The 24,051-nt window shown below is 39.3% G+C and carries 23 protein-coding genes and 14 tRNA genes (1 of these 37 only partly in view); 5 read left to right on the top strand and 32 right to left on the bottom strand.

Annotated elements, in window-relative coordinates; genetic code table 11:
• The first annotated feature begins 42 nt into the window (after positions 1-42).
• Together genB and genA are read left to right on the top strand one after the other, a co-directional pair.
• Positions 43-1,377 carry a PTS sugar transporter subunit IIC gene (gene genB, locus IGK70_RS01285; protein WP_002355207.1) on the top strand — a complete coding sequence of 445 codons (1,335 nt, stop codon included), beginning with the start codon at positions 43-45 and terminating at the stop codon, positions 1,375-1,377.
• A gap of 26 nt (positions 1,378-1,403) precedes the next feature.
• Positions 1,404-2,834: a 6-phospho-beta-glucosidase GenA gene (gene genA / locus IGK70_RS01280; protein ID WP_002358345.1), complete on the top strand. Its 1,431-nt coding sequence runs from the start codon at positions 1,404-1,406 to the stop codon at positions 2,832-2,834.
• Positions 2,835-2,870: 36 nt separating this feature from the next.
• Here genA and IGK70_RS01275 read toward each other — a convergent pair whose 3' ends face one another.
• The 4 genes from IGK70_RS01275 to efp all read right to left on the bottom strand — a co-directional run bounded on the left by IGK70_RS01275 (position 2,871) and on the right by efp (position 5,894).
• The gene (locus IGK70_RS01275; RefSeq protein ID WP_002370176.1) at positions 2,871-4,007 is read right to left on the bottom strand and encodes a cystathionine gamma-synthase; all 1,137 of its coding nucleotides are present in this window, start codon (positions 4,005-4,007) and stop codon (positions 2,871-2,873) included.
• 13 nt (positions 4,008-4,020) lie between these two features.
• A complete protein-coding gene (locus tag IGK70_RS01270; protein ID WP_002361143.1) occupies positions 4,021-4,938 on the bottom strand; it encodes a PLP-dependent cysteine synthase family protein in 918 nt (305 codons plus the stop codon).
• 89 nt (positions 4,939-5,027) lie between these two features.
• The gene (locus tag IGK70_RS01265; RefSeq protein ID WP_002355203.1) at positions 5,028-5,165 is read right to left on the bottom strand and encodes a hypothetical protein; all 138 of its coding nucleotides are present in this window, start codon (positions 5,163-5,165) and stop codon (positions 5,028-5,030) included.
• A gap of 168 nt (positions 5,166-5,333) precedes the next feature.
• Positions 5,334-5,894, bottom strand: coding sequence for an elongation factor P (efp, locus tag IGK70_RS01260; RefSeq protein WP_002355202.1), 561 nt, complete (start codon positions 5,892-5,894; stop codon positions 5,334-5,336).
• Between the two features lie 354 nt (positions 5,895-6,248).
• On the opposite strand from efp, the gene IGK70_RS01255 reads away from it, so the two are divergent.
• Positions 6,249-6,896 (top strand): FusB/FusC family EF-G-binding protein, encoded by a 648-nt coding sequence (locus IGK70_RS01255; RefSeq protein WP_002355200.1) that lies wholly within the window; start codon positions 6,249-6,251, stop codon positions 6,894-6,896.
• A gap of 184 nt (positions 6,897-7,080) precedes the next feature.
• On the opposite strand, the gene IGK70_RS01250 is transcribed toward IGK70_RS01255, so the two are convergent.
• The 3 genes from IGK70_RS01250 to fabF all read right to left on the bottom strand — a co-directional run bounded on the left by IGK70_RS01250 (position 7,081) and on the right by fabF (position 9,868).
• The gene (locus IGK70_RS01250) at positions 7,081-8,049 is read right to left on the bottom strand and encodes a dihydroorotate oxidase (RefSeq protein ID WP_002386045.1); all 969 of its coding nucleotides are present in this window, start codon (positions 8,047-8,049) and stop codon (positions 7,081-7,083) included.
• A gap of 144 nt (positions 8,050-8,193) precedes the next feature.
• Positions 8,194-8,628 carry a 3-hydroxyacyl-ACP dehydratase FabZ gene (gene fabZ / locus IGK70_RS01245; protein ID WP_002355197.1) on the bottom strand — a complete coding sequence of 145 codons (435 nt, stop codon included), beginning with the start codon at positions 8,626-8,628 and terminating at the stop codon, positions 8,194-8,196.
• Position 8,629: 1 nt separating this feature from the next.
• The gene (gene fabF / locus IGK70_RS01240) at positions 8,630-9,868 is read right to left on the bottom strand and encodes a beta-ketoacyl-ACP synthase II (RefSeq protein WP_002358339.1); all 1,239 of its coding nucleotides are present in this window, start codon (positions 9,866-9,868) and stop codon (positions 8,630-8,632) included.
• A gap of 297 nt (positions 9,869-10,165) precedes the next feature.
• Here fabF and fabI point away from each other — a divergent pair, with 297 nt between their 5' ends.
• Complete coding sequence (gene fabI, locus IGK70_RS01235) at positions 10,166-10,918, top strand: enoyl-ACP reductase FabI (RefSeq protein WP_002358338.1); 753 nt, start codon at positions 10,166-10,168, stop codon at positions 10,916-10,918.
• A gap of 98 nt (positions 10,919-11,016) precedes the next feature.
• Here the strand turns inward: fabI and IGK70_RS01230 are convergent, their stop codons facing one another.
• The 5 genes from IGK70_RS01230 to IGK70_RS01210 form a co-directional block, all read right to left on the bottom strand.
• Positions 11,017-11,430 (bottom strand): DUF4809 family protein, encoded by a 414-nt coding sequence (locus IGK70_RS01230; RefSeq protein WP_002389555.1) that lies wholly within the window; start codon positions 11,428-11,430, stop codon positions 11,017-11,019.
• Positions 11,431-11,459: 29 nt separating this feature from the next.
• Positions 11,460-12,395 carry a cation diffusion facilitator family transporter gene (locus tag IGK70_RS01225; RefSeq protein WP_002358335.1) on the bottom strand — a complete coding sequence of 312 codons (936 nt, stop codon included), beginning with the start codon at positions 12,393-12,395 and terminating at the stop codon, positions 11,460-11,462.
• Positions 12,396-12,537: 142 nt separating this feature from the next.
• Positions 12,538-13,212 carry an HD domain-containing protein gene (locus IGK70_RS01220; protein ID WP_220421661.1) on the bottom strand — a complete coding sequence of 225 codons (675 nt, stop codon included), beginning with the start codon at positions 13,210-13,212 and terminating at the stop codon, positions 12,538-12,540.
• 12 nt (positions 13,213-13,224) lie between these two features.
• On the bottom strand, positions 13,225-13,737 hold the full coding sequence (locus IGK70_RS01215; protein ID WP_002355189.1) for a DNA-3-methyladenine glycosylase I: 513 nt from the start codon (positions 13,735-13,737) through the stop codon (positions 13,225-13,227).
• A gap of 12 nt (positions 13,738-13,749) precedes the next feature.
• Positions 13,750-14,241, bottom strand: coding sequence for a methylated-DNA--[protein]-cysteine S-methyltransferase (locus IGK70_RS01210; RefSeq protein WP_002366052.1), 492 nt, complete (start codon positions 14,239-14,241; stop codon positions 13,750-13,752).
• A 110-nt stretch (positions 14,242-14,351) separates the two neighbouring features.
• Here IGK70_RS01210 and IGK70_RS01205 point away from each other — a divergent pair, with 110 nt between their 5' ends.
• On the top strand, positions 14,352-14,945 hold the full coding sequence (locus IGK70_RS01205; protein WP_002383918.1) for a bifunctional transcriptional activator/DNA repair enzyme AdaA: 594 nt from the start codon (positions 14,352-14,354) through the stop codon (positions 14,943-14,945).
• A 17-nt stretch (positions 14,946-14,962) separates the two neighbouring features.
• On the opposite strand, the gene IGK70_RS01200 is transcribed toward IGK70_RS01205, so the two are convergent.
• The 20 genes from IGK70_RS01200 to IGK70_RS01105 form a co-directional block, all read right to left on the bottom strand.
• Positions 14,963-15,706, bottom strand: a complete 744-nt coding sequence (locus IGK70_RS01200; protein WP_010816270.1) for an alpha/beta hydrolase — start codon at positions 15,704-15,706, stop codon at positions 14,963-14,965.
• Positions 15,707-15,843: 137 nt separating this feature from the next.
• Positions 15,844-16,662 (bottom strand): histidine phosphatase family protein, encoded by an 819-nt coding sequence (locus IGK70_RS01195; RefSeq protein ID WP_104855682.1) that lies wholly within the window; start codon positions 16,660-16,662, stop codon positions 15,844-15,846.
• A 20-nt stretch (positions 16,663-16,682) separates the two neighbouring features.
• A complete protein-coding gene (locus IGK70_RS01190) occupies positions 16,683-18,149 on the bottom strand; it encodes a glycoside hydrolase family 1 protein (protein WP_002373156.1) in 1,467 nt (488 codons plus the stop codon).
• Between the two features lie 122 nt (positions 18,150-18,271).
• Positions 18,272-19,702 (bottom strand): 6-phospho-beta-glucosidase, encoded by a 1,431-nt coding sequence (locus IGK70_RS01185; protein ID WP_002355183.1) that lies wholly within the window; start codon positions 19,700-19,702, stop codon positions 18,272-18,274.
• Between the two features lie 23 nt (positions 19,703-19,725).
• The gene (locus IGK70_RS01180) at positions 19,726-21,624 is read right to left on the bottom strand and encodes a beta-glucoside-specific PTS transporter subunit IIABC (protein WP_002358327.1); all 1,899 of its coding nucleotides are present in this window, start codon (positions 21,622-21,624) and stop codon (positions 19,726-19,728) included.
• Positions 21,625-21,697: 73 nt separating this feature from the next.
• Positions 21,698-22,540 (bottom strand): BglG family transcription antiterminator LicT, encoded by an 843-nt coding sequence (gene licT, locus IGK70_RS01175; RefSeq protein WP_002355181.1) that lies wholly within the window; start codon positions 22,538-22,540, stop codon positions 21,698-21,700.
• A 242-nt stretch (positions 22,541-22,782) separates the two neighbouring features.
• Positions 22,783-22,854 (bottom strand) — tRNA-Glu (locus IGK70_RS01170).
• 15 nt (positions 22,855-22,869) lie between these two features.
• Positions 22,870-22,957: transfer RNA gene (locus IGK70_RS01165), tRNA-Ser, on the bottom strand.
• 10 nt (positions 22,958-22,967) lie between these two features.
• Positions 22,968-23,041, bottom strand: a tRNA-Ile gene (locus IGK70_RS01160).
• Between the two features lie 13 nt (positions 23,042-23,054).
• Positions 23,055-23,125: transfer RNA gene (locus IGK70_RS01155), tRNA-Gly, on the bottom strand.
• A 14-nt stretch (positions 23,126-23,139) separates the two neighbouring features.
• A tRNA-Phe gene (locus IGK70_RS01150) sits at positions 23,140-23,212 on the bottom strand.
• A 5-nt stretch (positions 23,213-23,217) separates the two neighbouring features.
• Positions 23,218-23,291: transfer RNA gene (locus IGK70_RS01145), tRNA-Asp, on the bottom strand.
• A 48-nt stretch (positions 23,292-23,339) separates the two neighbouring features.
• Positions 23,340-23,413: transfer RNA gene (locus IGK70_RS01140), tRNA-Met, on the bottom strand.
• A gap of 33 nt (positions 23,414-23,446) precedes the next feature.
• Positions 23,447-23,536, bottom strand: a tRNA-Ser gene (locus tag IGK70_RS01135).
• Between the two features lie 12 nt (positions 23,537-23,548).
• Positions 23,549-23,620, bottom strand: a tRNA-Glu gene (locus tag IGK70_RS01130).
• A gap of 14 nt (positions 23,621-23,634) precedes the next feature.
• A tRNA-Ile gene (locus IGK70_RS01125) sits at positions 23,635-23,708 on the bottom strand.
• Between the two features lie 9 nt (positions 23,709-23,717).
• Positions 23,718-23,788 (bottom strand) — tRNA-Gly (locus IGK70_RS01120).
• A 1-nt stretch (position 23,789) separates the two neighbouring features.
• Positions 23,790-23,866 (bottom strand) — tRNA-Asp (locus IGK70_RS01115).
• A 38-nt stretch (positions 23,867-23,904) separates the two neighbouring features.
• Positions 23,905-23,978: transfer RNA gene (locus IGK70_RS01110), tRNA-Met, on the bottom strand.
• A gap of 33 nt (positions 23,979-24,011) precedes the next feature.
• Positions 24,012-24,051: transfer RNA gene (locus tag IGK70_RS01105), tRNA-Ser, on the bottom strand; it runs 50 nt beyond the window's last position.

Below are 24,051 nucleotides of genomic sequence, written 5' to 3'. Positions count from 1 at the left end.
GATACATTTGCATTTATATTATTCTTCAAAGGAGAGATTTTTATGAACGAATGGATTAACGAGAAATTATTACCTCCAGTACTAAAATTCGTCAATACCAAAGCAATTACTGCCTTACGGAACGGGATGCTTTACACGATGCCTTTTACCATTGTTGGTTCCGTGTTTCTTCTATTAGCGAATTTCCCAGTTACAGCTATTTCTGAATGGGTTAACGCAAGCGGTCTGGCTGTTTATTTCAATCAAGCATATGGGGCATCTTTTGCGATTATGTCTTTATTTGCGGTCATCGGTATTGCCTACTCGTATGTAAAAAGCGAGGGATTTGAAGGCCTCCCAGCGGGCATGATTGCCATGGTAGTTTTCATTTTGTTTATGTCATCTGAAGTCAAAGATGCGGTTTCTGGCGCAGTAGTTGGCAATGTCATCAACAAAGATTGGACAGCTGGTAAAGGGATGATTACAGCTATTATTGTTGGTTTGTTAGTCGGCGTTGTATATAGTTGGTTTTTACGTCATGATATTCGTATCAAATTACCAGAAGCTGTACCAGAAAATGTGGCCAATTCCTTTACTGCGTTAATTCCTGCCAGCGTCATTGTAACTGGTGCAATGCTAATTTTCATTCTTCTAGATAAAGTCTTCAATACGACATTCTTTGACTTTATTTACGAAGTGCTACAATCACCACTTCAAGGAGTCACAGATTCACTAGGTGGCGCATTACTATTAGGTTTTGTCATTCCCCTCTTTTGGTTTTTCGGTGTTCACGGGTCAACAATCGTTGGCGGCATCATGGGTCCTATTTTACAAGCAAACTCTTTAGAAAACACCGAAATTTTGAAATCTGGAAAAGACTTAACACTGGCTAATGGTGGCCATATTGTTACACAACAATTTTTAGATCAATTTTTAACGGTCACTGGTGCGGGCATGACAATCGGGTTAGTCGTGTTCATGGTTTTCTTTGCCAAATCAGCTCAGTTTAAGCAATTAGGTCGGCTTTCAATTGGGCCAGCTGTTTTCAATATTAACGAGCCAATTGTCTTTGCTACACCTATCGTGATGAACCCAATCATGGCTGTGCCATTCATTATCACACCGATTGTTTCTTCTGTTGTGACATATTTTGCCTTGTACACAGGACTGGTTCCTCTCTTTACTGCGGTACAAGTTCCCTGGACTACTCCTCCAATCATTTCTGGACTTTTAGTTGGTGGTTGGCAAGCCGCGTTGCTTCAAGTAGTAGTACTGACGATGAGTTTCTTTATCTATTTACCGTTTGCTAAAAAAATGGATGCACTTAACTACGCAGAAGAAACCAATCAACCGATTACTGAAGAAACCCTTGAAAAAGTCGAAGCACAAAACGTATAAAAATTTGAACAAAGGACTGAAACGATATGTCAATTTTGAAAAATGATTTTCTTTGGGGCGGCGCTGTCGCTGCTCATCAATTAGAAGGAGGCTGGGACCAAGGCGGTAAAGGGGTGAGCGTGGCGGATGTAATGACTGCCGGTGCACATGGCGTCCCTCGTAAAATTACCGCAGGCGTTTTACCAGATGAACACTATCCTAACCATGAAGCGATTGATTTTTACCATCGCTATCAAGAAGATATTCAACTATTCAAAGAACTTGGTTTAAATTGTTTCCGAACCTCTATTGCTTGGACACGAATTTTTCCTAACGGAGATGAAGAAACGCCCAATGAAGAAGGTCTCCGTTTTTATGATGCACTTTTTGACGAGTGTTTGAAAAATGGTATTGAGCCAGTCGTGACACTGTCTCACTTTGAAATGCCTTATCATTTAGTCACAAAATATGGCGGCTTTCGCAATCGCCAGGTCATTGATTTTTTTGTCAAATTTGCTGAAGTCTGTTTCACTCGTTACCAGAAAAAAGTCAAATATTGGATGACCTTTAACGAAATTAACAACCAAGCCAATTATGAAGAAGATTTTGCACCTTTTACTAACTCTGGTATTGCTTACCAGGAAGGAGAAGACCGCGAAGCAATTATGTATCAGGCTGCTCATTATGAACTAGTCGCTAGCGCACGTGCAGTGAAAATTGGCCACGCTATCAATCCCGACTTCCAAATTGGCTGTATGATTGCGATGGTGCCTATTTATCCTTATTCTTGTAATCCTGAGGATATGATGATGAGTGTTAGCGCAATGCAAAAACGTTATTGGTTTACCGATGTTCATGTCCGCGGTCATTATCCAAGTGCAATTCAATGCTATTTGAAACGAAAAAACATTTCATTAGATGTCACAAAAGAAGATTTAACTGATTTAGCTAATGGCTGTGTTGATTATATTGGCTTTAGCTATTACATGTCGTTTGCTGTAAAAGGTGCAGAAAAGGCCCCTACTTTTGACTACAATGAAGCAAAAGACTTGGTGCGAAATCCTTATGTAGCAACATCTGATTGGGGCTGGCAAATCGATCCTATGGGCTTACGCTATGCAATGAATTGGTTCAATGATCGGTATGAATTACCACTTTTTATTGTCGAAAATGGCTTTGGTGCTATTGATGAGTTAGAACCAGACGGAACGATTAACGACACTTACCGAATCGCTTATTTACGTGAACATATTGAGATGATGAAAGAAGCCGTTGCGTATGACGGCATTGATTTGATGGGCTACACACCTTGGGGATTCATCGATTTAGTGAGCGCTAGTACAGGCGAAATGAAGAAACGGTATGGCTTCATTTATGTAGATAAAGACAACGATGGTCACGGAACGTTGGAGCGGCGAAAGAAAAAATCGTTTGCTTGGTATCAACAAGTGATTGCTACGAATGGAGAAGAATTATAAACAAAAGGCCTTCGTCTAAAGACGAGGGCCTTTTGTTTATGCTTGTAATCCCTTTTCTAAATCAGTCAACAAATCTTCGACTGCTTCAATTCCTACAGATAAACGAATGAGTCCATCTTTAATTCCCACGGCTTCACGATTTTCTTTGGGGATAGATGCGTGAGTCATAATGGCAGGTACTTCAATTAAACTTTCTACGCCACCTAAACTTTCCGCTAAAGTAAAAATTTCCAACGCTTCTACGAAAGGAACGACTTGCTCATCCTTGGCTAATTCAAAAGAAATCATGCCACTAAATCCCGACATCTGTTTTTGCGCAATTTCGTGACCAGGATGACTCGCTAGTCCTGGATAATACACCGTTGCTACCGCTGGATGCGCTTCTAAAAATTCTGCGATTTTTTGAGCATTTTGGGCATGCGCTGCCATCCGGACGCCTAATGTTTTTAAACTACGTTGGACCAACCAACTATCATGTGGTCCTAAAACAGCGCCAATCGCATTTTGTAAAAAGGCAATCTTTTCTGCGCTTTCTGGATGATTCGTTACGACTAAACCAGAAACTACATCACTATGGCCCCCTAAATATTTTGTCCCGCTGTGAACCACAATATCAGCACCTAACGCTAACGGCCGTTGAAAATAAGGCGTTGCAAACGTATTATCGACAATGGTTAACAACTGATGTTTTTTAGCAAGCTTAGCCGCCGCTTCAATATCTGTAATTTTTAACAGTGGATTACTTGGTGTTTCCAAAAACAAGGCTTTTGTATTTGGCTGAATTGCGGCTTCAATTGTTGATAAGTCACTGGCGTTTACAATCGTGTAGCTTAACCCATTTGCTACAAATACTTTGTCCAATAAACGGAAACTGCCCCCATAGACATCGTCACCTAATAAAATATGATCTTCGGGTCCAAACATAGAAATGATTGCATGGATACCAGCTAAGCCTGAGCTAAACGCAAAGCCATGGCTCCCACCTTCTAACTCAGCGATTAAGGTTTCTAACGCGTGACGTGTGGGATTACCTGAACGAGAATATTCATATTCTTTTGGCTGGCCCACGCCATTTTGTTCAAAGGTTGACGTTTGATAAATAGGAACACTCACTGCACCTGTTGTTGTGTCTTTGCTAATGCCGCCATGAATTAATTTGGTATTGAATTTCATAAAAGTTTTCCTCCTAAGAATAAATATTTTTTGATAAATAACGGTCACTACCGTCAGGAAAAATAGTTACAATTGTGCTGCCTGCTGGTAAGCGGCGCGCCTCTCTTAATGCCGCCGCAAATGCTGCGCCGCTGGAGCTTCCCACCAGCAAAGCGCTTTTCTTGGCTAATTGTTTGACCCAGAAAAAACCATCCTCGTCTGAAATGGTATAAAAGCCGTCCACAGGAATCTGTTTAAGAAAAGGCGGCACGAACTCCACGCCAATGCCTTCGATTTCATGTCCGTGTGCAGGTCCGCCATTTAAAATTGAACCTTCTGGCTCCACGCCCCATAATTGCGTCTTACTATTTTGTTCTTTGAGATATCTGCCAACACCTGCAAACGTTCCACCACTGCCTAAACCTGCGACAAAGCTAGTAATCTTTCCGCCTAAGTCTTGAACAATTTCAGGCCCTAATCCTTCGTAGTAAGCAGCAGGATTATCCGGATTTTCAAATTGTAACGGCACGTAACTATTAGGAATTTCCTTGGCTAAGTCTTGGGCACTAGTTATCGCTCCGACAATCCCTTGCTCTGTTGGCGAAGGGACAATTTTAGCACCTAACGCTTGCATCAGCTGTTGTTTTTCCTGACTAAATTTTTCTGGCACAACAAAGATTGTCTTGAGGCCCAGTTGACTGGCAGCTAATGCAAGTCCAATCCCTGTATTCCCAGCTGTCGGTTCAATAATTGTTGTGGCTTGATTTATCTTTCCCGTTTTCATTGCCTCTTTGAGAAGATGCACACCAAGCCGATCTTTGACACTGCCACCTGGATTCAAATATTCTAGTTTCGCATAAATTTTAGTGCCTTCTGGCATAGGATATTGTTCACTTGTAAATTCAAATAATGGTGTTGCTCCGATTGTGTCTAAAATTGACTGAACAATCATAGCGAATTCCTCCTTCTAATACATGTACATAAAACAAAAAGGTGCTGATCGCATCAGCACCTTTTTTGTTTATTTCTGGTTGTCTAGATTCAGAGAGGAATCGTGTTAGGCAATTTTTCAGAAATAACGGAGGTTTTCCCCATCACAAAAGAGTATGCTGCACTATTTTGCACCATACAACAACAGCTTTCCGTTTCTAAAAAAGGGCTAGCTTGTTTTTTCGTCATGGTTGATTTCCTCCTTCGTCATGTGTTGACCAAACTATACCATTTCCCATTTTCTAGTGTCAACGATTCTAACGATTGCTATTTCCTATCACACCAATGGTTTTCTTATAGGTAAAAGAATTAATAGACCAAAAAAAACAGAAGGCTAGCCTTCTGTTTTTCTGCTACTTATTTAGCACGTTTTAAATACGTACCTTCCGCAGTATTGATTTCTAATAATTCGTCTGCTTCAACAAAATCTGGAACGTTAACAACTAATCCTGTTTCCATTGTAGCAGGTTTACCAGAACCAGTTACTGTTGCGCCTTTGATTGAAGGTTGCGTTTCAGCAACACGTAAGATTACCGTTGTTGGTAAAGTTAAACCAATGACTTCTTCACCATAAAATTGAATTTTTACTTCCATATTTTCTAATAAATATTTTAATTCTTCTTCAATTAAAGCAGTTGGTACTTCATATTGTTCATATGTTTCTAAATCCATGAAAATAGCCATATCATCTTGGCTGTATAAATATTGAACCGGTTTTGTATCGATGTGCGCTTTTTTCACTTTTTCATCTGGGCGCATTGTTGTATCTGTTGTTGAACCCGTACGAACATCTTTTAATTTCATACGCATAACTGTGTTACCTTTACCTGGTTTGTGGTGGCTAGCTTCCATTACTTTAATTAATTTGCCGTCTTGCTCAAAAGTCATACCGGCTTTTAAATCGCTTGCTGCAATCATTGTAATTTCTCCTTTTCTCTGGTTAATTCTTCATTATTGTAGCAAATAACCTAGGATTAATCTAGGAAATCACGTATCTTTTTTAGAAGTTTATCACTCCCCAGACATTGAATTGGGAAATAAAACGAGTTTAACTTGCCTTTTTTCTTGAATTGCGTTAGAATTACCAAGCTTTCATCAATTATTTTCACTTTTTACATAGAAAAAATCAATCATTAAAGGGGGTGATGATATGATACGTCAAACGCTATCTTTATCAAAAACACATGAGGTTGTCTGTCACTAAACATACGTTGGTGAGACAAATTGCCTTTCAGCGTATGTACTCGGTCTATTTGAAAGGAATTTAAAATCATGAACCCAACTATTCAACCTTACCAATTTAACATAATTAAAGAACAAGTCGCTGTGTTACTAAACACCTATACGTCTGTTAACGATGCTACGACTGTCAAAACTGTCCAGGCCCTATGTGCCGAAAAAATCAATGGGTTATTTCCAGAAGAACACCCTGCTGTTACGATTTTGTTGGACAAAGTGATGGATCGTCGTTTAACACGCGCACGTGCTGAAAAATATTTAGACGAATTAAAAGAAACCGTGCTGCCCTTTAAGGAACCTTCAACACCACAAGTCACGAAAGTCTTTCGCAAAGTGAAAAAGTTAAAGATTCCTGAGTGGGAAAACATGGATTTACGGAACAATACCTATGTCGGTTGGAACGACGCTGGGACTCAGAAAAAATTTATCTTAGCTTATCGAGAAAATAAATTAATCGGCGTCCACGGCACCCTTTCACCCACCATTGTTAAAGGTGTTTGCTCCATCTGTCAAACAATCACGAATGTGTCTATGTTCCTAGCTACCACCAAATCAGGCGGTGACGGAACCTACACGAAAAAAGGCAATTACATTTGCCATGATAGCGACACCTGTAACCAACAATTAACACAACCTGAATATTTGGAAGCCTTTATGGAAAATGTTAAGGCTGTGAAATAACAAAAAAGAGCGTGGGACAAAAATCACTTTGGATTTTTGCTCCACGCTCAAAAACTGATAAACGGCGGGAACAGAACCAACTCCTTCGGAAATAAGCCGAAATTCTCCAAAAATTAAAGAGCAATTTTCGGAAATTTCTTCTTATTTCTCGGAGCTAAACGGTTCTGTCCCGACCTCTTTTTTGTTACATCTCTTTCAATTTCCCACGAAATTCTTCAATACTTTCATAACCTTTTGCTGCCATGATTTCTTGTAATTCTTTGGCTAGACGCTCAAAAACTTGTGGACCTTCTTGATGCAATTGTGTGCCGACTTGTACTAATGTCGCACCACATAAAAGATGCTCAAAAACATCTTTTCCACATGTAATACCGCCCGTTCCAATAATTTTGATTTCTGGTTTCAAACGTTGCGCAAACGCACGAACATTGGCTAACGCTGTTGGTTTGACATATTCGCCGCCCAGTCCACCGAAGCCTCCTTTTGGTTTAATGACCACTTCTTCCTTGTCACTGTCAATATATAAACCATTACCGATGCTATTAATACTATTCACGTATACTAAAGGGAATTTATTTAAAATTTCAGCCATTGCGTCAAAATGTGCAATATCAAAAAATGGGGGTAATTTTACACCTAATGGTTTAGTAAAAAATTGGAAAACTTCTGTTAAAAGCTTTTCTGTTAATTCAAAATCATAAGCAATTTGCGGTTTACCAGGCAAATTGGGACAAGACAAATTAAATTCTGTCACTCCTGTGTATTCACTTTCTTGCACTTTTTTTAAAATAGCGATATTTTCCTCATAATTCATACCAGATACAGATAAAAAGCGTAACTCCTCAGGAAATTCCTTTTGACGTGCAATCTGATAATCTAAATAATAATCAATCCCTAAATTAGGCAAGCCCATTGAGTTAATACTTCCTAATGGTGTATCAAAATACCGAGGCTCCTCATTGCCCTGACGAGGATTAGGTGTTGCCGTCTTAGCGACAAAAGCACCTGCTTGAGAAGCCGCTAACTCGTCCATTTCCTTAATTGTCATACAATGAATGCCTGATGCGTTCATTAACACATTCGCCAATTTATGTCCCGAAAACTCTACTGAAATATCCAAAAGAAAAACCCTCCTGTAAATTGTTTTACTCATAAGCTTACCACCTTCACGTAAGCTTTTTATGATTATAGCATGTTTTTTTGCGTTAGTGTTATTTATATAAATTTAAAAAGGAATAAGCCATTGTGACTTATTCCTTTTCTTAGGGAAACTAACGTATCCAAAATTGATTGATTCTTATCGTCCCACAATAAACGTCAATTCACATTCGCAGACCTTTTTATCTTCCACATAAGCAGTCGCTTTGCCGATGCCGACAAAGTCACGTAATTTGACGATTTCAAAATGTAATTTCAAGACATCACCAGGGACCACTTTTTGACGGAATTTGGCTTTGTTGATACCGCCAATATAGGCTGTTTCACCTTCAAATTGATCCATTTTTAAGATTAAAATCGAACCTACTTGTGCCAATGCTTCAATAATCAAAACGCCTGGCATTGTTGGATTTCCAGGGAAATGTCCTTGGAAAAATTCTTCGTTAATTGTTACATTTTTTGTTGCAATAATCTTTTCATTTGGAATAATTTCATCCACATAATCAATATAACAAATCGGATAGCGATTAGGAATCATTTCCATAATTTCTGTTGCAGTCATTACTTTTTTCATACTAGTTTTCCTCCCATTTCTTCAAGCAAATTACACCATTATGGCCACCAAAGCCAAACGAATTACTAATTGTATAGTCCGCTGTAATGTCACGTGCACCTTCTGTGACATAATCTAAATCACAATCTGGATCAGCAACTTGGTAGCCTACTGTCGGATGAGCTTTTCCTTCTTGCAATGTTTGCACACAAGCGATCGCTTCGATACCGCCAGCCGCGCCCAATAAATGTCCAGTCATACTCTTTGTACTTGAAATTGGAATTTGCGATGCTCGCTCACCAAAGACACGCTTGATGGCCGTTGTTTCCGCAGCGTCATTCGCTGGGGTTGACGTACCATGAGCATTGATATACCCAATTTGTTCCGGCGTAATCCCTGCTTCCGCAATCGCCATTTCCATCGCAGCCGCCGCGCCACTACCGTCTTTTAAAGGAGCGGTCATGTGGCTAGCATCACAGTTGCTGCCATATCCAACAATTTCGCCGTAGATAGTTGCGCCACGTTTCTGTGCATGCTCGAGTTCTTCTAAAACCAGCATTCCTGCGCCTTCACCCATCACAAAACCTTTTCGTTCTTTATCAAAAGGAATCGAAGCCCGAGTCGCATCTTCTGTTGTATTTAAAGCATTCAATGCTGCAAAACCGGCAATCCCAATTTCACATACTGTGGCTTCTGTGCCACCAGTTACCATCATGTCCGCTAAACCATATTTAATCGTGCGAAAAGCTTCACCAATCGCATTCGTCGCAGAAGCACAAGCAGTCACGATAGTTTGAGAAGGTCCTTTTGCACCTAAACGAATCGAAATATTTCCCGCTGCCATATTAGCAATTACCATGGGCACGAAAAATGGTGTTACGCGTTTTGCGCCTTTTTTATCCATTACCCGTACTTGGTCTTGTAAGGTAGTCATCCCGCCGATCCCACTACCGACAATCACACCTAAACGAGTCGGGTCAATCGTTGCTTCTGTTAAACCACTCATTTCCCATGCTTCTAAAGCAGCGACCAAACCATATTGAGAAAATAAGTCCATTCTTTTTTGCTCTTTGCGTTCTAAAACAGCACTTGGGTCAAACTCTTTCACTTCGCCAGCCAAAGCTACCCCAGTATCTTCAGAATCAAATTTAGTAATTTTGCCAATTCCTAGCTTGCCATCCACTAGATTATGCCAAAATTCTTTTACGGTATTGCCTAATGGTGTTACGGCACCCATGCCGGTTATAACCACTCTTTTCATACTGTACCTCCGAGTTTATTTTGATTATCAAACTATTATTTCATGCGGTTTCCAGCACTTTTTCTTAAAAAATAAGAAAAATAGTTTGACTTTCAAAGTATTTTGGTTAATAATTCAGACATCAGGAAAAATGTCTGTTTTTTTCAAGATTAGAAAATTGAGAAGATTTTGTTATCATTCTCACACAGATAATACCAGTTGAAATTTTATTCGTCAACTCAATAAATGTAACTTTTACATTTTGATGAAGAAAAGCCTATTCTATCAACAAAAATTTTTTATTAAAGGAGATTTTATATGTTTTTACAAAATAAGAATGTCGTCGTAATGGGTGTTGCCAACAAAAAAAGTATTGCTTGGGGCTGTGCAAAAGCATTAAAAGATCAAGGGGCCAATGTTATTTATACGTATCAAAACGAACGCATGAAAAAGCAAGTGGTTAAATTAGCAGATGAAAATGATTTGTTGGTGGAGTGCGATGTTGCTTCTGATGCGTCCATTCAAGCAGCCTTTGAAACAATTAAAAACGAAGTGGGCACAATCGATGGACTAGTCCATGCGATTGCTTTTGCCAAAAAAGAAGAATTGTCTGGAAACGTTAGTGACATCACTCGTGATGGTTTCCTATTAGCACAAGATATTAGTAGCTACTCTCTTTTAGCAGTCACTCATTATGCGAAACCTTTGTTAAATCCTGGTTCAGGAATTGTCACATTGACGTATTTAGGTTCCGAACGTGCGATTCCTAACTACAATATGATGGGGATTGCTAAAGCTTCTTTAGAAACTGCCGTGAAATATCTAGCTTTTGAATTAGCTGCAGATAAAATTCGTGTCAACGGAATCTCCGCAGGAGCGATTAAAACATTGGCTGTGACTGGTGTAAAAGACTACGATCAATTGATTAGTATTTCTAATGAGCGGACACCAGATAAAACAGGTGTAACCATTGAAGAAGTCGGAAACACTTGTGCCTTTTTAGTCAGTGAACTAGCTAGTGGTGTGGTCGGTGACATCATTTATGTCGATAAAGGCGTTCACTTAACTTAATCATTTTTTGTCTTTATTTTCTATTTATACATTAAAAAACAGAGATTGGACAATCTCTTTCACTCATTGATTGTCCAATTTCTGTTCTATTTTTTACTTTATTCTATAATAAAATTGACAGTTTCAATTCCAAAAACAGTTGTTAGGATTTGATTGACTTGTTCAAAAAGTTTTGGTAAATCTTCCAGTTTATTTTTAGATTGGATTTTTTCAGAACCGTTATCGTAGCTTAAATGATTGTACGTTTCTTTAAAGGTTACTGCTGTGTCTTCTTTTCGATAAAGGATATATTCGTCATCTAGCATATCCATTTGCAGCTCCTGTTTAAATCCATTTCTGGCAACAACAGCAGAAACTAGATGAGCAACTGTCAAGCCATCTAACGGAATGTCCACTCCATTCATTGCTAATGTGTAGACGGTATCTTCCACTAAACCACAGGCGTTGCAACCACCACTGGTTAAATCTACTGTACTTGTTATAATTGCCTCTTGCATCGTTTCTTCCCCCATATTGTTTTTTAAAGTTATTCTTTCATTTGTTATTTACGAACGTAATTCACATCATAATCGTCAACTTCAATATAGATATAGATTTTTTTATCAGGCATTTTACTGCGAATGTCTCGTTCAATCGCATTCACAACATCAGGTGCATCTTCTTCCATTGGTTCTACTACATCAATTTTTGCCGCTACTAAAATTTCAGTTGGGCCTAAATGAACGGTTTTTACATCAATTAGTTTTTCAACATCCGCCCGATCAAATGCAGTTTTAATTTTTGCTAAATCTTTAGCGGTCACACTTTCACCAATAATCAAACTATAAAATTCTTTCGCTAAGAAAATGGCTGCACACATTAATAGTAAACCAATCAGTAAACCACTGATAGCATCAAATGCAGCAATCCCAGTTACCATCGTTAAAAGGGTCCCCACCAAAGCTAAACACAAACCAATAACCGCACAAAAGTCTTCCGTAAAAATAATTAAAATTTCACTGTGACGACTTTCTCGCAAAAATTTTAAGAGCGATAACTTCTCTGTATTCAATTCTTTGATTTCTTTCATCGCTACACGCAACGAGCTACCTTCCACAAGCAAACCAAAAATTAAAATACCAATGACAATAGCCACATTTTCTACTTCGTGAGAGGGATGCAGTAACTTCTGAATAGCCTCCATTACGCCTAACGCACCCCCACCAAAAAAGAGCATCGTTGCAACAATTGTACTAAAAAAGTATTTTGCACGGCCTTCTCCAAATTGATGTAACGCACTTTGTCCACGAGAAGCGCGCTTATTCCCAAAAAGTAATAACACCTGATTACTACAGTCCACGACACTGTGGATACTTTCATTCATCATAGCGGTACTACCACTTAAAGCAAAACCAACAAATTTACTAATCGCTACTAAAATATTCGCAATCAGTGCGGCAATAACTGCAAACATGCCACTCGATTTTTTTGTCTCCATAATTACCTCCTATATGTAACGTAAAACTAAGATAAACCACCCGTTTATTCATCCATCATTTTACCACTTCTGAGGTATTTGTAAAAAAGAGTTCTCTTAAAATTCAAAAAGAAATGTACTGACTGTTTTAGTTGGCCCTCATTTATCGGTGTCCGTCCCACTCTTGATAAAATTCCTCCAGATAAAGTTCCATAAATTGATGACGCTTTTCCGCCAATAAGCGACCATAATTTGTATTCATTTGTTCCTTTAACTTTAAAAGTTTCTCATAAAAATGCATAATGGCAGTATCTTCCCCATTCCGGTATTCTTCTTGGGTTAACTGTTCACGAGGTTGTTTGTGAGGATCGTGAATTAGACGGCCTTTATTTCCCGAATAAGCCATCACCCGTGCAATTCCAATCGCGCCGATGGCATCTAATCGATCCGCATCCTGGATCACTTTTCCTTCTAATGTAGTAACTGTTTTCCCAGTATTTCCTCCTTTAAAGGACATATTAGCAATAATAGAAAGGATGTGATTCGTTTGCTCTGTTGATACGTCATTCGCTTCCAGCCATTGTTGCACCTTTAGTAAGCCAGCCTCTTCACTTTCGTTAAATTTTTCATCGCCAATATCATGTAACAATGCTGTTAATATACATAAAAATAAATTTGCTTGTTCTTTCTCTGCAATTGTTTTTGCTAATTGTGTCACCCGATAAATATGCCACCAGTCATGGCCACTTGCTTCGTTGGCTAATTCTTGTTGAACATAACGCTCTGCTGCTTGAATAATTATTTTTTCTTCAAAACTAAGAGATTCATTTTCAAACATCCTAACACTCCTTTATTCTGGATTTAAAATTTCCACTTGGATAATCCCACTAGCTTTCAGAAACATATTGGTGACAATCGGACCTACAAAAGAAAATCCTCTTTTTTTTAAGTCTTTTGCTACGTTATCTGACAAAAGCTGTGTGCGTGGGACTTGGTATGCTTCTTCATAAATAGATAAAACGGGGACGTTTTTTACAAATTGCCATAGATAATTGGCAAAACTGCCAAATTCTTCTTGTACTTTTAAAATTGCTTGCGCATTTTTAATGGTTGCTTCAATTTTGCGCCGATTGCGAATCATATCTGGATCAGCTACTATTCGATCGACTTCGTCAGGCAACAGCGCGGCAACTTTTTCCGGCTTCATTTGGCAAAAATTTTTCATGAATGCTACTTTTTTCCCTGCTGCTGCTTTCCAACTTAAACCAACTTGAAAAACACCCACCGTCAACAATAAAAACAGCAAATCATCCTCTCTTGTAGGTTTTCCCCATTGTTCTGTATACCATTGATAGTTGTTCATCGCCGCCTCCTTTTAAGACTGTTCAAATGTTAATAATGCTTGTTTCATTGCTAAACCACCACGGTAACCGGTTAATTGTCCCTTGCTGCCGATGACTCGATGGCAAGGAATGACCATTAATAAAGGATTTTTCCCAATCGCTGTGCCAACTGCTCGAACCGCACGTGGACGCCCAATTTTTTCTGAAATTTCTTGATAGGTCATTGTCTCACCATAAGGGATTTCTTGCAACGCCTGCCAAACTTCTTTTTGAAAGGGCGTTCCTTCGATGTCTATGGGGCAAGCAAACGTTGTCGAATGTTGGTTAAGATAACTTATTAATGCTTCTTTATAAGGCGCAGTTTTCTTTTCAGAAGCTTCTAATTGTGCTTGAGGGTACCAGTTTTTCAGCTCTTCTATCGATTGATTGGCTGAACCTACAAAAGCTAGTCCAGCGTCTGTCACACCAAGATAATAGTGATCGTTCTGCCATTCTTGTTGCGCATAATAAATCTTTTTTACCATATGTCTACACTTCTTTCTCGTGTTTTCTTATCTTCATTATAATTCTTTTGGCTTTCAAAATCTTGCGCTCCTATCACTTTTTACTTGTTTTTATTAGGGATTCTTTTACAATGAAGAAAACGGGAGGTGTGCTTACAATGAAAACAACGTATCGACTTACTCAGAAACGTTGGGAAGCCATTCAAAATAATAATACGCAATTTGATGGTGATTTTTTTTATGGTGTGACCACAACTAAAATTTTTTGTCGTCCTTCGTGCCCTTCCCGTGTGCCCAACAAGAACCACGTTCTGATTTTCAAAACGGCTCAGGAAGCTTTAACACTTGGTTTTCGTCCATGTAAAAGATGTCAACCAACCGGGCAAGTCGTTCCTAACGAGGAATGGGTTGCTCAAATTAAGCAATTTATTGATCGGCATTCAGCGGAACCTTTAAGTTTAGACTATTTAGCGCAAGCCTGCCACGGTAGTCCCTTTCATTTGCAGCGAACCTTTAAGGAACAGACGAAACAAACCCCATTAGCTTATTTAACAAGTGTCCGAATTAGGCAAGCCCAAGAATTGCTTCTCCATTCACCCCTTACGATTCAACAAATCGCGAAAAAAGTTGGCTTCCAAACCGCAGCATATTTTGCCACCACTTTTAAAAAAGAAACAGGCGTAACCCCCTCTGTTTATCGCAGTAAAAATGAGCCGAAAAAATAACATTTCGGCTCATCGGATTATTTATTGGGGCGTGATTGTAGCCACGCTACAATCAATTGACTGATTTCTGTTTGCTGTTGCTCGTTAGAAATTGTCGCTTTGTTGTCTCCTTTTTGGACACCGTAATTACCAAACCCTGCATGGTTACCACCTTTGATAGATACATACTGCGTATCTTTTGGCAAAAACTGTTTGGCTTTTTGGTAGCTAGTCCAATTTAAAACACCATCGTTTGTGGCTGTTATTGACAGAACCGGCAGTTTTTGCTTGTTTAGTGCACCTTTTTCGTCAGGATAGCTGGCTAAATAAATCATGCCTTTGATTCGTTGCTCATTTTCCGCTACAAAACGACTAGCCATCACACCACCCAGGGAATGCCCAGCCAAAACGAAGTTTTGTTGTGGATGATCCTTTATAATTTGTTCTGCAGCATTTGGTGCAAGAACCGCTAAATTCAAAGGAAAATGAACAACATAGACATCATAACCTTTCGTAGCAACTTCTTGCGCCCATTCACTATAACTAGCTGGCACAACCAATGCACCTGGATAAAAAATCAGTGCTGTATCATTTTTTTGCCCGTTTGTGTAATAATCATAGTTTTTTTCTTGCGTGGCACTTTGACTTATTTTTAAGGCCGAATCGGTCGCTTGATACGTACTATTTTTAATAAAAATAGTCAGGCCGATGACTAAGATTACTAAAAAAAGCCCAAGTCCTAGGACAATTTTTTTCCAGCGTGATTTTGTTCTATTTTTCATCTCATTTCCTCCCAATGAAAAAATTCTTCTTTCTGATTCTACCTTTAATAAAAAAAGAACACAACAATAGGAGTTGGTGGAGCAACCCTTTTCTTGCTCCACCAACTCCTAAATAAACTGTTTCTCGACGCCTTAGATTATTTTGATTCTTTTTTGCCTGCTTCTAAGTAGCTGACATCATTGACTTTATCCAAAGTATACTCGCCATTTTTGTAATGAATCGTTGTAACACTAGCATTCTTCAAACCGCCTTCTGGGACTTTAAAATCATCAAATAAAGTTGCTAACAACGCTGAAATACTCAAGCCATGAGAGACCACTAAAACATTGCCATTTCCGGGATTGGCTGATTCTGTGGCAACAATTTTATCTAAGCCTTTTTTCAAACGTTTGGTAATTGTAGCATAGTCTTCTGCAGGCCAGTTATTCTTGCTTTCCTCGCGCTGTTGATCCAGTTTAGCTACACTGTTGGCAAAGGATTCAGGGGTCATGTTTTTCATAAATTCTTCTAAGGAAACACCTTGATCATCAGCAATATCCTGCCACATTGTCTTGTTTAAATCCCCTTCATAGCTACCAAAATTAAATTCACGTAAATCTGGGTCACGCACGGCTTCAAGGTCTTTGCCTGCTTTATTTTGATCTAAAATAAGTTGAGCAGTTTGCAAGGCGCGGCCACTATCACTACTATATGCATTTTGAAAGGCAACATCTTTCAGGCCAATCCCAGTTGCGGTCACAACTTTTTCACCTTCTGGTGTTAGGACCGCATCTGACCATCCTTGTACGCGGTCCGTCGTATTTAACATGGTTTTTCCGTGGCGCACAATGTAAAGAGTTAGTTCTTCAGGTTTTGTCTCTTTTTCTTTTGTCGTTGCTTGCTGATTTTTACCACAACCAACCATTACTAAAATGGCCAGAAAAAGCATCCCCACAATCGTCAATCGTTTTTTCATTTTTTATTTCCCCTCATTTTCTACTCAGTTGTTAAGTTTTCACCATTACTAGCGATAACTTGTTTGTACCAATTAAATGATTTTTTCTTAGTTCGTTTCAAGGTTCCCTGACCTTCGTCATCCATATCTACATAGATAAAACCGTAACGTTTTTTCATTTCGCCAGTCCCTGCTGAAACTAAATCAATACAACCCCAAGGCGTATAACCAATTAAGTTAACTCCGTCTTCTTCTACTGCGGTTCTCATGGCTTCAATATGTTGTTTAAAATAATCAATGCGGTAATCGTCGACAATCGAGCCATCCTCTTGCAATGTGTCCACCGCACCAAACCCGTTTTCAACCACAAACAATGGCATATTGTAACGATCTGACAGCTGACACAATGAAATTCTTAACCCTAAAGGATCGACAGCCCAGCCCCATTCAGATTCTTGCAAATAAGGATTTTTAACCGCAGGCATTTGGTTGCCTCCGACATATTTTACTTCTTCGGGATAAGCAGTCGAAACAGTCGACATATAATAACTAAACCCGATATAATCAACTGTTCCTTTTTGAATAATCGCTAAATCCTCTGACTCCATTTGAATTGTCATTCCTTCACGCTCAAATTCTTTGAGCTTATGCGCTGGATAATAGCCCTTAGCCTGGACATCCATATAAAATTCTTGCTCTCGGTTAAATTGAACAGCTGCCATCACGTCCTCAGGTTTGCAGGACAAAGGATAACTTGGAATATAAGCCACCATCATACCAATTTGGAAATCTGGATTGATGGAATGTCCTAATTCAACTGCTTTCGCACTTGCTACAAATAGATGATGCGCTGCTTGATATTTACTTTGTTTATCATTATTGTGAATCCCAATTTGCGTCCAACTTCTTAAAAAATTAATTTCATTAAAAGTCATCCAATACTTCACTTTATCCTGATAACGTGTAAAAATGGTTTCGCAAAAGAAAACAAAGAAATCAATCACTTCACGATTTTTCCAACCATCATATTCATCGGCCAAATACATCGGAATATCAAAATGGTTAATCGTCACAACGGGCTCAATTCCATGGCGCAGCAAAGTATCAAAAACTTTATCATAAAAGGCTAAGCCTTCTTCATTAATCTCTTTTGTTCCATTTGGGCAAATCCGGCTCCAGGCGATAGACAGCCGAAAACATTTGAAACCCATTTCTGCAAATAAGGCGATATCTTCTTCGTAATGATGGTAAAAGTCCGTCGCTACATGACTAGGGTAGTATAACTCTTCATCGATATAGCCAATCGCTCCTTCGGGTAATGCTTGATCGCGCGTACACGAAGCCTTTTGGCCCTCTTTAGTTAGATACGTAATCCGTCGCGGTTCTGTTTGACTACCACCAGTAATTGCATCTAATGTACTCAGACCTTTGCCTCCTGAAAGGTAGCCACCTTCATATTGGTTAGCAGCTGTTGCGCCGCCCCATAAAAAATTTTCTGGAAATCCCATAAAATCCCTCTTTCCCTCTGTTTTTAGGCATCACAAAGAAACCATCAAGGGAATTGACGCTAGCAGAAGAGTCCTTGTTTTTTCTGCCAACGTCAAACGCCCTTTAATAGTTGCTAATTTTATTAATTACTTAAATCTTCACCATTTGTTGCGATTACTTTTTTGTACCAATCAAACGATTTCTTCTTGCTTCGTTTTAACGTCCCATTTCCTTCGTTATCGCGATCCACATAGATAAAGCCATAGCGTTTTTTCATTTCACCTGTTCCAGCTGATACTAAATCAATACAGCCCCAAGTCGTATAGCCTAACAAGTCGACACCATCTTGTTCAACGGCATCTTTCATCGCTTGAATATGCGCCGCCAAATAATCGATACGATAATCATCGACTACATAACCATTTTCGTCTGGTGTGTCTACCGCTCCTAAGCCATTTTCAACAATGAATAGTGGTTTTTGATAACGATCATATAAGTCATTCATCGTAATTCTCAAACCAAGTGGATCAATTTGCCAACCCCATTCACTGGCTTTTAGATAAGGATTTTTCACAGAGGCAAAGATGTTACCAGCTGTTTGTTCATTAATTTCTGGATCTGTTGATGTGACACGAGAAGAATAATAAGAGAACGAAATGAAGTCCACCGTATGTTCTTTTAAAAGTTCTTCGTCGCCTTCTTCCATTTCAATTTGAATACCTTTACGGGCCATTTCTTTTAAAGCATACGCAGGGTATTCCCCACGTGATTGGACATCAATAAAGAAATAATTTTCACGATCTGCTTGTCGAGCAGCGAAAACATCTTCTGGTTTACAAGTATAAGCGTAGTTGGAACCAGCCGCTAACATACAACCTACTTGGTTTTCAGGATCTACCTCATGAGCAATTTTTGTCGCAATTGCACTTGCTAGTAGTTCATGATGAGCCGCTTGGTATTTCACTTGTTCTTTGTTTTCGCCTTCTTCAAAGTATAGACCTGCTCCCATAAATGGTGCATGTAAAATCATATTAATTTCGTTAAATGTTAACCAATATTTGACTAATCCTTTATATCGGTTGAAAATTACACGGCAAAGATTTTCATAGAAACCTACTAACTTACGACTACGCCAAGCGCCATATTCTTCCACTAAGTGCATTGGACAGTCAAAGTGTGTAATCGTTACTAGTGGCTCAATCCCATATTTATGACATTCTTTGAATAAGTCTTCATAGAACTTCAAGCCTTCTTCATTCGGCTCTGTTTCATCTCCCATTGGAAAAATTCGACTCCAAGCAATGGATAAACGGTATGTTTTAAAACCCATTTCACCAAACAAGGCGATATCTTCTTTATAGCGATGATACATATCAATCGCCTCTTGTGCAGGATAGAAATGTTCCTCATCAAAGTTAAACATTTTCTTTTCACCAGTGATTACTGGAAAACGATCTGGACCAGTTGGCGCTAAATCGACGTTTGCCAAACCGCGTCCGCCTTCGTTATAGCCACCTTCACATTGATTGGCTGCTGTTGCGCCACCCCATAAAAAGTCTTTTCTAAATGCCATAAATTCTCTTCCTCCACATCTTTTTATATTAAAGCGGTCAGCAAATCATCGCTTGTTGAAACTTCATTACTGCCGACTTCCAAAATATCTAAATAATCCGCTGTATTCGTCACAACGATTGGGATTTGTGTACTAAACCCAGCTTTTTTAATTCCTTCTAAATCAAAGGTTACTAATGTTTGACCTTTTTTCACGCGATCACCTTGTTTTACAAAAGCTTCAAAGCCTTCGCCTTCTAATTGAACTGTATCAATCCCAATATGAATCAATAATTCTGTGCCGTTATCTGAAATCAAACCTAATGCGTGTTTTGTTGGGAATAGTGTGACAATCGTTCCATCAAAGGGTGCAACCACTTTGCCTTCCGTTGGTTCAATCACGACCCCATTTCCTAATGCTCCATTTGCAAAAGCAGGATCCTCTGCATTTTTTAAAGATAACACTCGTCCTTTGACTGGACTTGTAATATTTTCTTTTTTAATCGTTGTTTTATCAATAATCACTTCTTCTTCCTCAACTGTATTGTCTTTCCAGAAGAAGAATGTTAGACCAAAACCAACGACCGCTGCAATGGCAATTGCAATAAAGGACTGAATCATCCCACTTGCATCATCACCATTGATAAAGTTTAGCACACCGAAAATTCCTAAACCACCCATTGTATAAGCTGTCACATTGTTGATCATCAAATATAAACCACCGACAGCGCCACCAATCATTGAATAAATAAATGGCCATTTTTTCGGTAAAGTGATTCCATAAATCGCTGGCTCTGTTACACCAAAAATACCAGAGATAATTGCTGGCGGACACAAAGCTTTTAACTTTTTATCTTTCAATTTGAAGAACATCGCTAAAACAACCGCTGTTTGCGCAAAACTAGCTGCAAATGATCCCGTTAATACTTGGCTTGAGCCTTCTTGTGTCACTTGCATAATAGCTAATGGCACAACGCTCCAATGTAAACCAAAAATAACTAAGACTTGCCAGAAGAAACCAAGAATCAAACCATACAAAGCTGGTGAGAAACTCATTAATGCTGTAAAGCCAGCGCTTAATAAATCTGTTAGCATGCTAACGATTGGCCCAATTACTAAGAAACCAATTGGTAAGGCAATCAACAAGACGAAAAACGGTACTAAGAACGTTTGAACAACTTCTGGAATAATCCGTTTAAACACTTTTTGAACTTGTGCCGCAAAAGCAATAATGAAGATGATTGGTACGACACTACTTGTATAGTTCGCACCGACCCAAGGAATCCCCATAAATGTATTATAGGCAGGTAAGCCGAATAAATTATACGGTGCTGCGGCTCCGGCACCCGCTGTTGTTTCAAAGGCCGTTTGTAATGCACTTCCTTGAATCGTTGGGTAACATAAAGCTGCGCCAATCACGATCCCTACCATCGGATGCAACCGGAATTTTTTAGCTGCTGTATAACCTAAAATAACTGGCATAAAGTAGAAAATTGCATCGCCAATCCCATTTAACATGGTATAAGTCCCTGACGTAGCCGTATAGAGCTTTAAGAAAACCAATAAGGCATTTAACCCTTTGACCATCCCAGCCGCTGCTAACGCCCCTAAAAAGGGTTGGAAACAACCACTTAAAATATCTATTAAGCGATCAAATAAATTCCCACTGGAAGCTTCTTCTTCACGTTCTCCTGACAAGCCTGCAATACTAACTACTTCTTCATAAACGGCTGGAACATGGTTCCCAATAACGACTTGGTATTGTCCACCGCTTTTCATAACAGTTACCACACCGTCCATATTTTTTAAGACATCATCATTCGCTTGACTCTCATCTTTTAATTTGAAGCGAAGACGTGTGATACAATGTGTCAAACTATTAATATTCTCTTGCCCACCGACATTTTTTACAATTTTTTCTGCTAGTTCATGATATTTTCCCATCTTTTTTTCCTCCAAAAATTTATTTTCATTTGAAGGTTTAGCCAACTGAATGTCACTATCCAAAGTGGTGCGTTTATTGTTCCGTTGTTTGTACAATTCGTGCAATGTGAATCGTTAGGTACAAGCGTTCTTCATTTGAAACTTGATAGTCATAGTTCTCATTTAAATACAAGCTGATCTTTTCCACGCAACGATAGGCGTTGAGATATTTCTTTTTAATTACCGCATACAGTTCTTCATCATCATTTTCGACAACTTCACGTTGGTGTAATAAGCGATAACAGAAAAATTTTAAATGTGTGCTAAATCGATAAAAGTAGACAGAGTCCTCATCAAAACTTACCTTAAAATAGTATTTGACGATATTTGTAATCTCTTGCATCAACTTTGTCAATTCGTAAATATTACCGACTTCTTCCTCCATCTCCGCATTCACCAAGTGCAATGCGATAAAACCTGCCTCATCCGTTGACAATTCCATTCCTACGCGCTTTTGTACCATTTTTAAAGCATTTACTCCTACTTCGTACTCTTCAGGAAAAAAACGTTTAATATCCCATAATAATAAATTCTTAATTGCAATTCCTTGTTTTTTTCTTTCTAAAGCTGTGTACAAATGATCCGTCAGAGAAATATAAATGGTATCATTCAAACTCTTTTTCAACGTTGATTTTGCATAAACAATAATGTCATCCGAGAGTTTCATCATCTCTAAAGGAATATTTCCTAACAATTCTTGAAACTTAAGTGATGTTTCTTGATTGGCTAAATAAAAAACTTGATCGATACTTTCATCAGGAACCCAATCACCAATGCGTTTCTTAAAAGCAATTCCTTTGCCCATAACAATTTGCTCTCGTTTATCATCATCTAATGTAATAACCACATTATTGTTTAAAATTTTGTGAATAATCAATGCCCCACCTCCTTTGTGTTTCGTTGAAAAAAGAAAAACCCAATTTCTTCAAAAAGAACGACACATATGTCGCTTCATGAAGAAATTAGGTTTAGCTTGTCTTTAAACAATCACTATCCATCTATTTACTTATCCCTACATCCAAAGAATAACATATTTACAACAAATGTCAACGCTTTCAACAACATTTTTTTGTAATAAAAATAAAAAAAGCATACAAACAATGTTTGTATGCTTCACTATGACCCGTACGGGACTCGAACCCGTGTTACCGCCGTGAAAGGGCGGTGTCTTAACCGCTTGACCAACGGGCCATTAAAAAGAAAAAACGGAGAAGGAGGGATTTGAACCCTCGCGCCGGTTTCCCGACCTACACCCTTAGCAGGGGCGCCTCTTCAGCCACTTGAGTACTTCCCCAAGAAATAAATGGGCCTAAATGGACTCGAACCATCGACCTCACGCTTATCAGGCGTGCGCTCTAACCAGCTGAGCTATAGGCCCCAAATAAGAAAAAAGCGGGTGACGAGAATCGAACTCGCGACAACAGCTTGGAAGGCTGTGGTTTTACCACTAAACTACACCCGCAAATTTTTCTTGGATGGCGCGGGACAGAATCGAACTGCCGACACATGGAGCTTCAATCCATTGCTCTACCAACTGAGCTACCGAGCCAAAAACGGTCTGGACGGGACTCGAACCCGCGACCTCCTGCGTGACAGGCAGGCATTCTAACCAGCTGAACTACCAAACCAATTCGTTTTTGCTTTATGCAAATGTATGCTTTAAAAAATAAAAGCAATTGCGGGGGCAGGATTTGAACCTACGACCTTCGGGTTATGAGCCCGACGAGCTACCTGACTGCTCCACCCCGCGATAATTAGACTAAGGAAATTTAATTCCTAAGAAAGGAGGATAAGGGATTCGAACCCTTGCACGGTTTTACCCGCCTGACGGTTTTCAAGACCGTTCCCTTCAGCCGGACTTGGGTAATCCTCCGTAACAAAACTATGACCCGTACGGGACTCGAACCCGTGTTACCGCCGTGAAAGGGCGGTGTCTTAACCGCTTGACCAACGGGCCATTTTATAAAATTATGGGCCTAAATGGACTCGAACCATCGACCTCACGCTTATCAGGCGTGCGCTCTAACCAGCTGAGCTATAGGCCCAAAAAGAAAAGCGGGTGACGAGAATCGAACTCGCGACAACAGCTTGGAAGGCTGTGGTTTTACCACTAAACTACACCCGCATGGCGGTCTGGACGGGACTCGAACCCGCGACCTCCTGCGTGACAGGCAGGCATTCTAACCAGCTGAACTACCAAACCATACTTTTCTTTTTATGTGCTTTTGAATTCAAAAGCAATTGCGGGGGCAGGATTTGAACCTACGACCTTCGGGTTATGAGCCCGACGAGCTACCTGACTGCTCCACCCCGCGATAATTAGACCAAGGAAATTTAATTCCTAAGAAAGGAGGATAAGGGATTCGAACCCTTGCACGGTTTTACCCG

Origin of the sequence: Enterococcus sp. DIV0358 (genome assembly GCF_051713465.1) — a bacterium.
In the GTDB taxonomy this organism is placed as follows: Bacteria; Bacillota; Bacilli; order Lactobacillales; family Enterococcaceae; genus Enterococcus; species Enterococcus faecalis.
Note: the sequence above shows the minus strand (reverse complement) of the source record. Positions and strands in the feature narration are given on the sequence as shown.

Coding starts and splice junctions, on each gene's coding strand:
- genB (WP_002355207.1), top strand. CDS start 43: ATGAACGAATGGATTAACGAGAAATTATTACCTCCAGTACTAAAATTC.
- genA (WP_002358345.1), top strand. CDS start 1,404: ATGTCAATTTTGAAAAATGATTTTCTTTGGGGCGGCGCTGTCGCTGCT.
- IGK70_RS01275 (WP_002370176.1), bottom strand. CDS start 4,007: ATGAAATTCAATACCAAATTAATTCATGGCGGCATTAGCAAAGACACA.
- IGK70_RS01270 (WP_002361143.1), bottom strand. CDS start 4,938: ATGATTGTTCAGTCAATTTTAGACACAATCGGAGCAACACCATTATTT.
- IGK70_RS01265 (WP_002355203.1), bottom strand. CDS start 5,165: ATGACGAAAAAACAAGCTAGCCCTTTTTTAGAAACGGAAAGCTGTTGT.
- efp (WP_002355202.1), bottom strand. CDS start 5,894: ATGATTGCAGCAAGCGATTTAAAAGCCGGTATGACTTTTGAGCAAGAC.
- IGK70_RS01255 (WP_002355200.1), top strand. CDS start 6,249: ATGAACCCAACTATTCAACCTTACCAATTTAACATAATTAAAGAACAA.
- IGK70_RS01250 (WP_002386045.1), bottom strand. CDS start 8,049: ATGAGTAAAACAATTTACAGGAGGGTTTTTCTTTTGGATATTTCAGTA.
- fabZ (WP_002355197.1), bottom strand. CDS start 8,628: ATGAAAAAAGTAATGACTGCAACAGAAATTATGGAAATGATTCCTAAT.
- fabF (WP_002358339.1), bottom strand. CDS start 9,868: ATGAAAAGAGTGGTTATAACCGGCATGGGTGCCGTAACACCATTAGGC.
- fabI (WP_002358338.1), top strand. CDS start 10,166: ATGTTTTTACAAAATAAGAATGTCGTCGTAATGGGTGTTGCCAACAAA.
- IGK70_RS01230 (WP_002389555.1), bottom strand. CDS start 11,430: ATGGGGGAAGAAACGATGCAAGAGGCAATTATAACAAGTACAGTAGAT.
- IGK70_RS01225 (WP_002358335.1), bottom strand. CDS start 12,395: ATGGAGACAAAAAAATCGAGTGGCATGTTTGCAGTTATTGCCGCACTG.
- IGK70_RS01220 (WP_220421661.1), bottom strand. CDS start 13,212: ATGTTTGAAAATGAATCTCTTAGTTTTGAAGAAAAAATAATTATTCAA.
- IGK70_RS01215 (WP_002355189.1), bottom strand. CDS start 13,737: ATGAACAACTATCAATGGTATACAGAACAATGGGGAAAACCTACAAGA.
- IGK70_RS01210 (WP_002366052.1), bottom strand. CDS start 14,241: ATGGTAAAAAAGATTTATTATGCGCAACAAGAATGGCAGAACGATCAC.
- IGK70_RS01205 (WP_002383918.1), top strand. CDS start 14,352: ATGAAGAAAACGGGAGGTGTGCTTACAATGAAAACAACGTATCGACTT.
- IGK70_RS01200 (WP_010816270.1), bottom strand. CDS start 15,706: ATGAAAAATAGAACAAAATCACGCTGGAAAAAAATTGTCCTAGGACTT.
- IGK70_RS01195 (WP_104855682.1), bottom strand. CDS start 16,662: ATGAAAAAACGATTGACGATTGTGGGGATGCTTTTTCTGGCCATTTTA.
- IGK70_RS01190 (WP_002373156.1), bottom strand. CDS start 18,149: ATGGGATTTCCAGAAAATTTTTTATGGGGCGGCGCAACAGCTGCTAAC.
- IGK70_RS01185 (WP_002355183.1), bottom strand. CDS start 19,702: ATGGCATTTAGAAAAGACTTTTTATGGGGTGGCGCAACAGCAGCCAAT.
- IGK70_RS01180 (WP_002358327.1), bottom strand. CDS start 21,624: ATGGGAAAATATCATGAACTAGCAGAAAAAATTGTAAAAAATGTCGGT.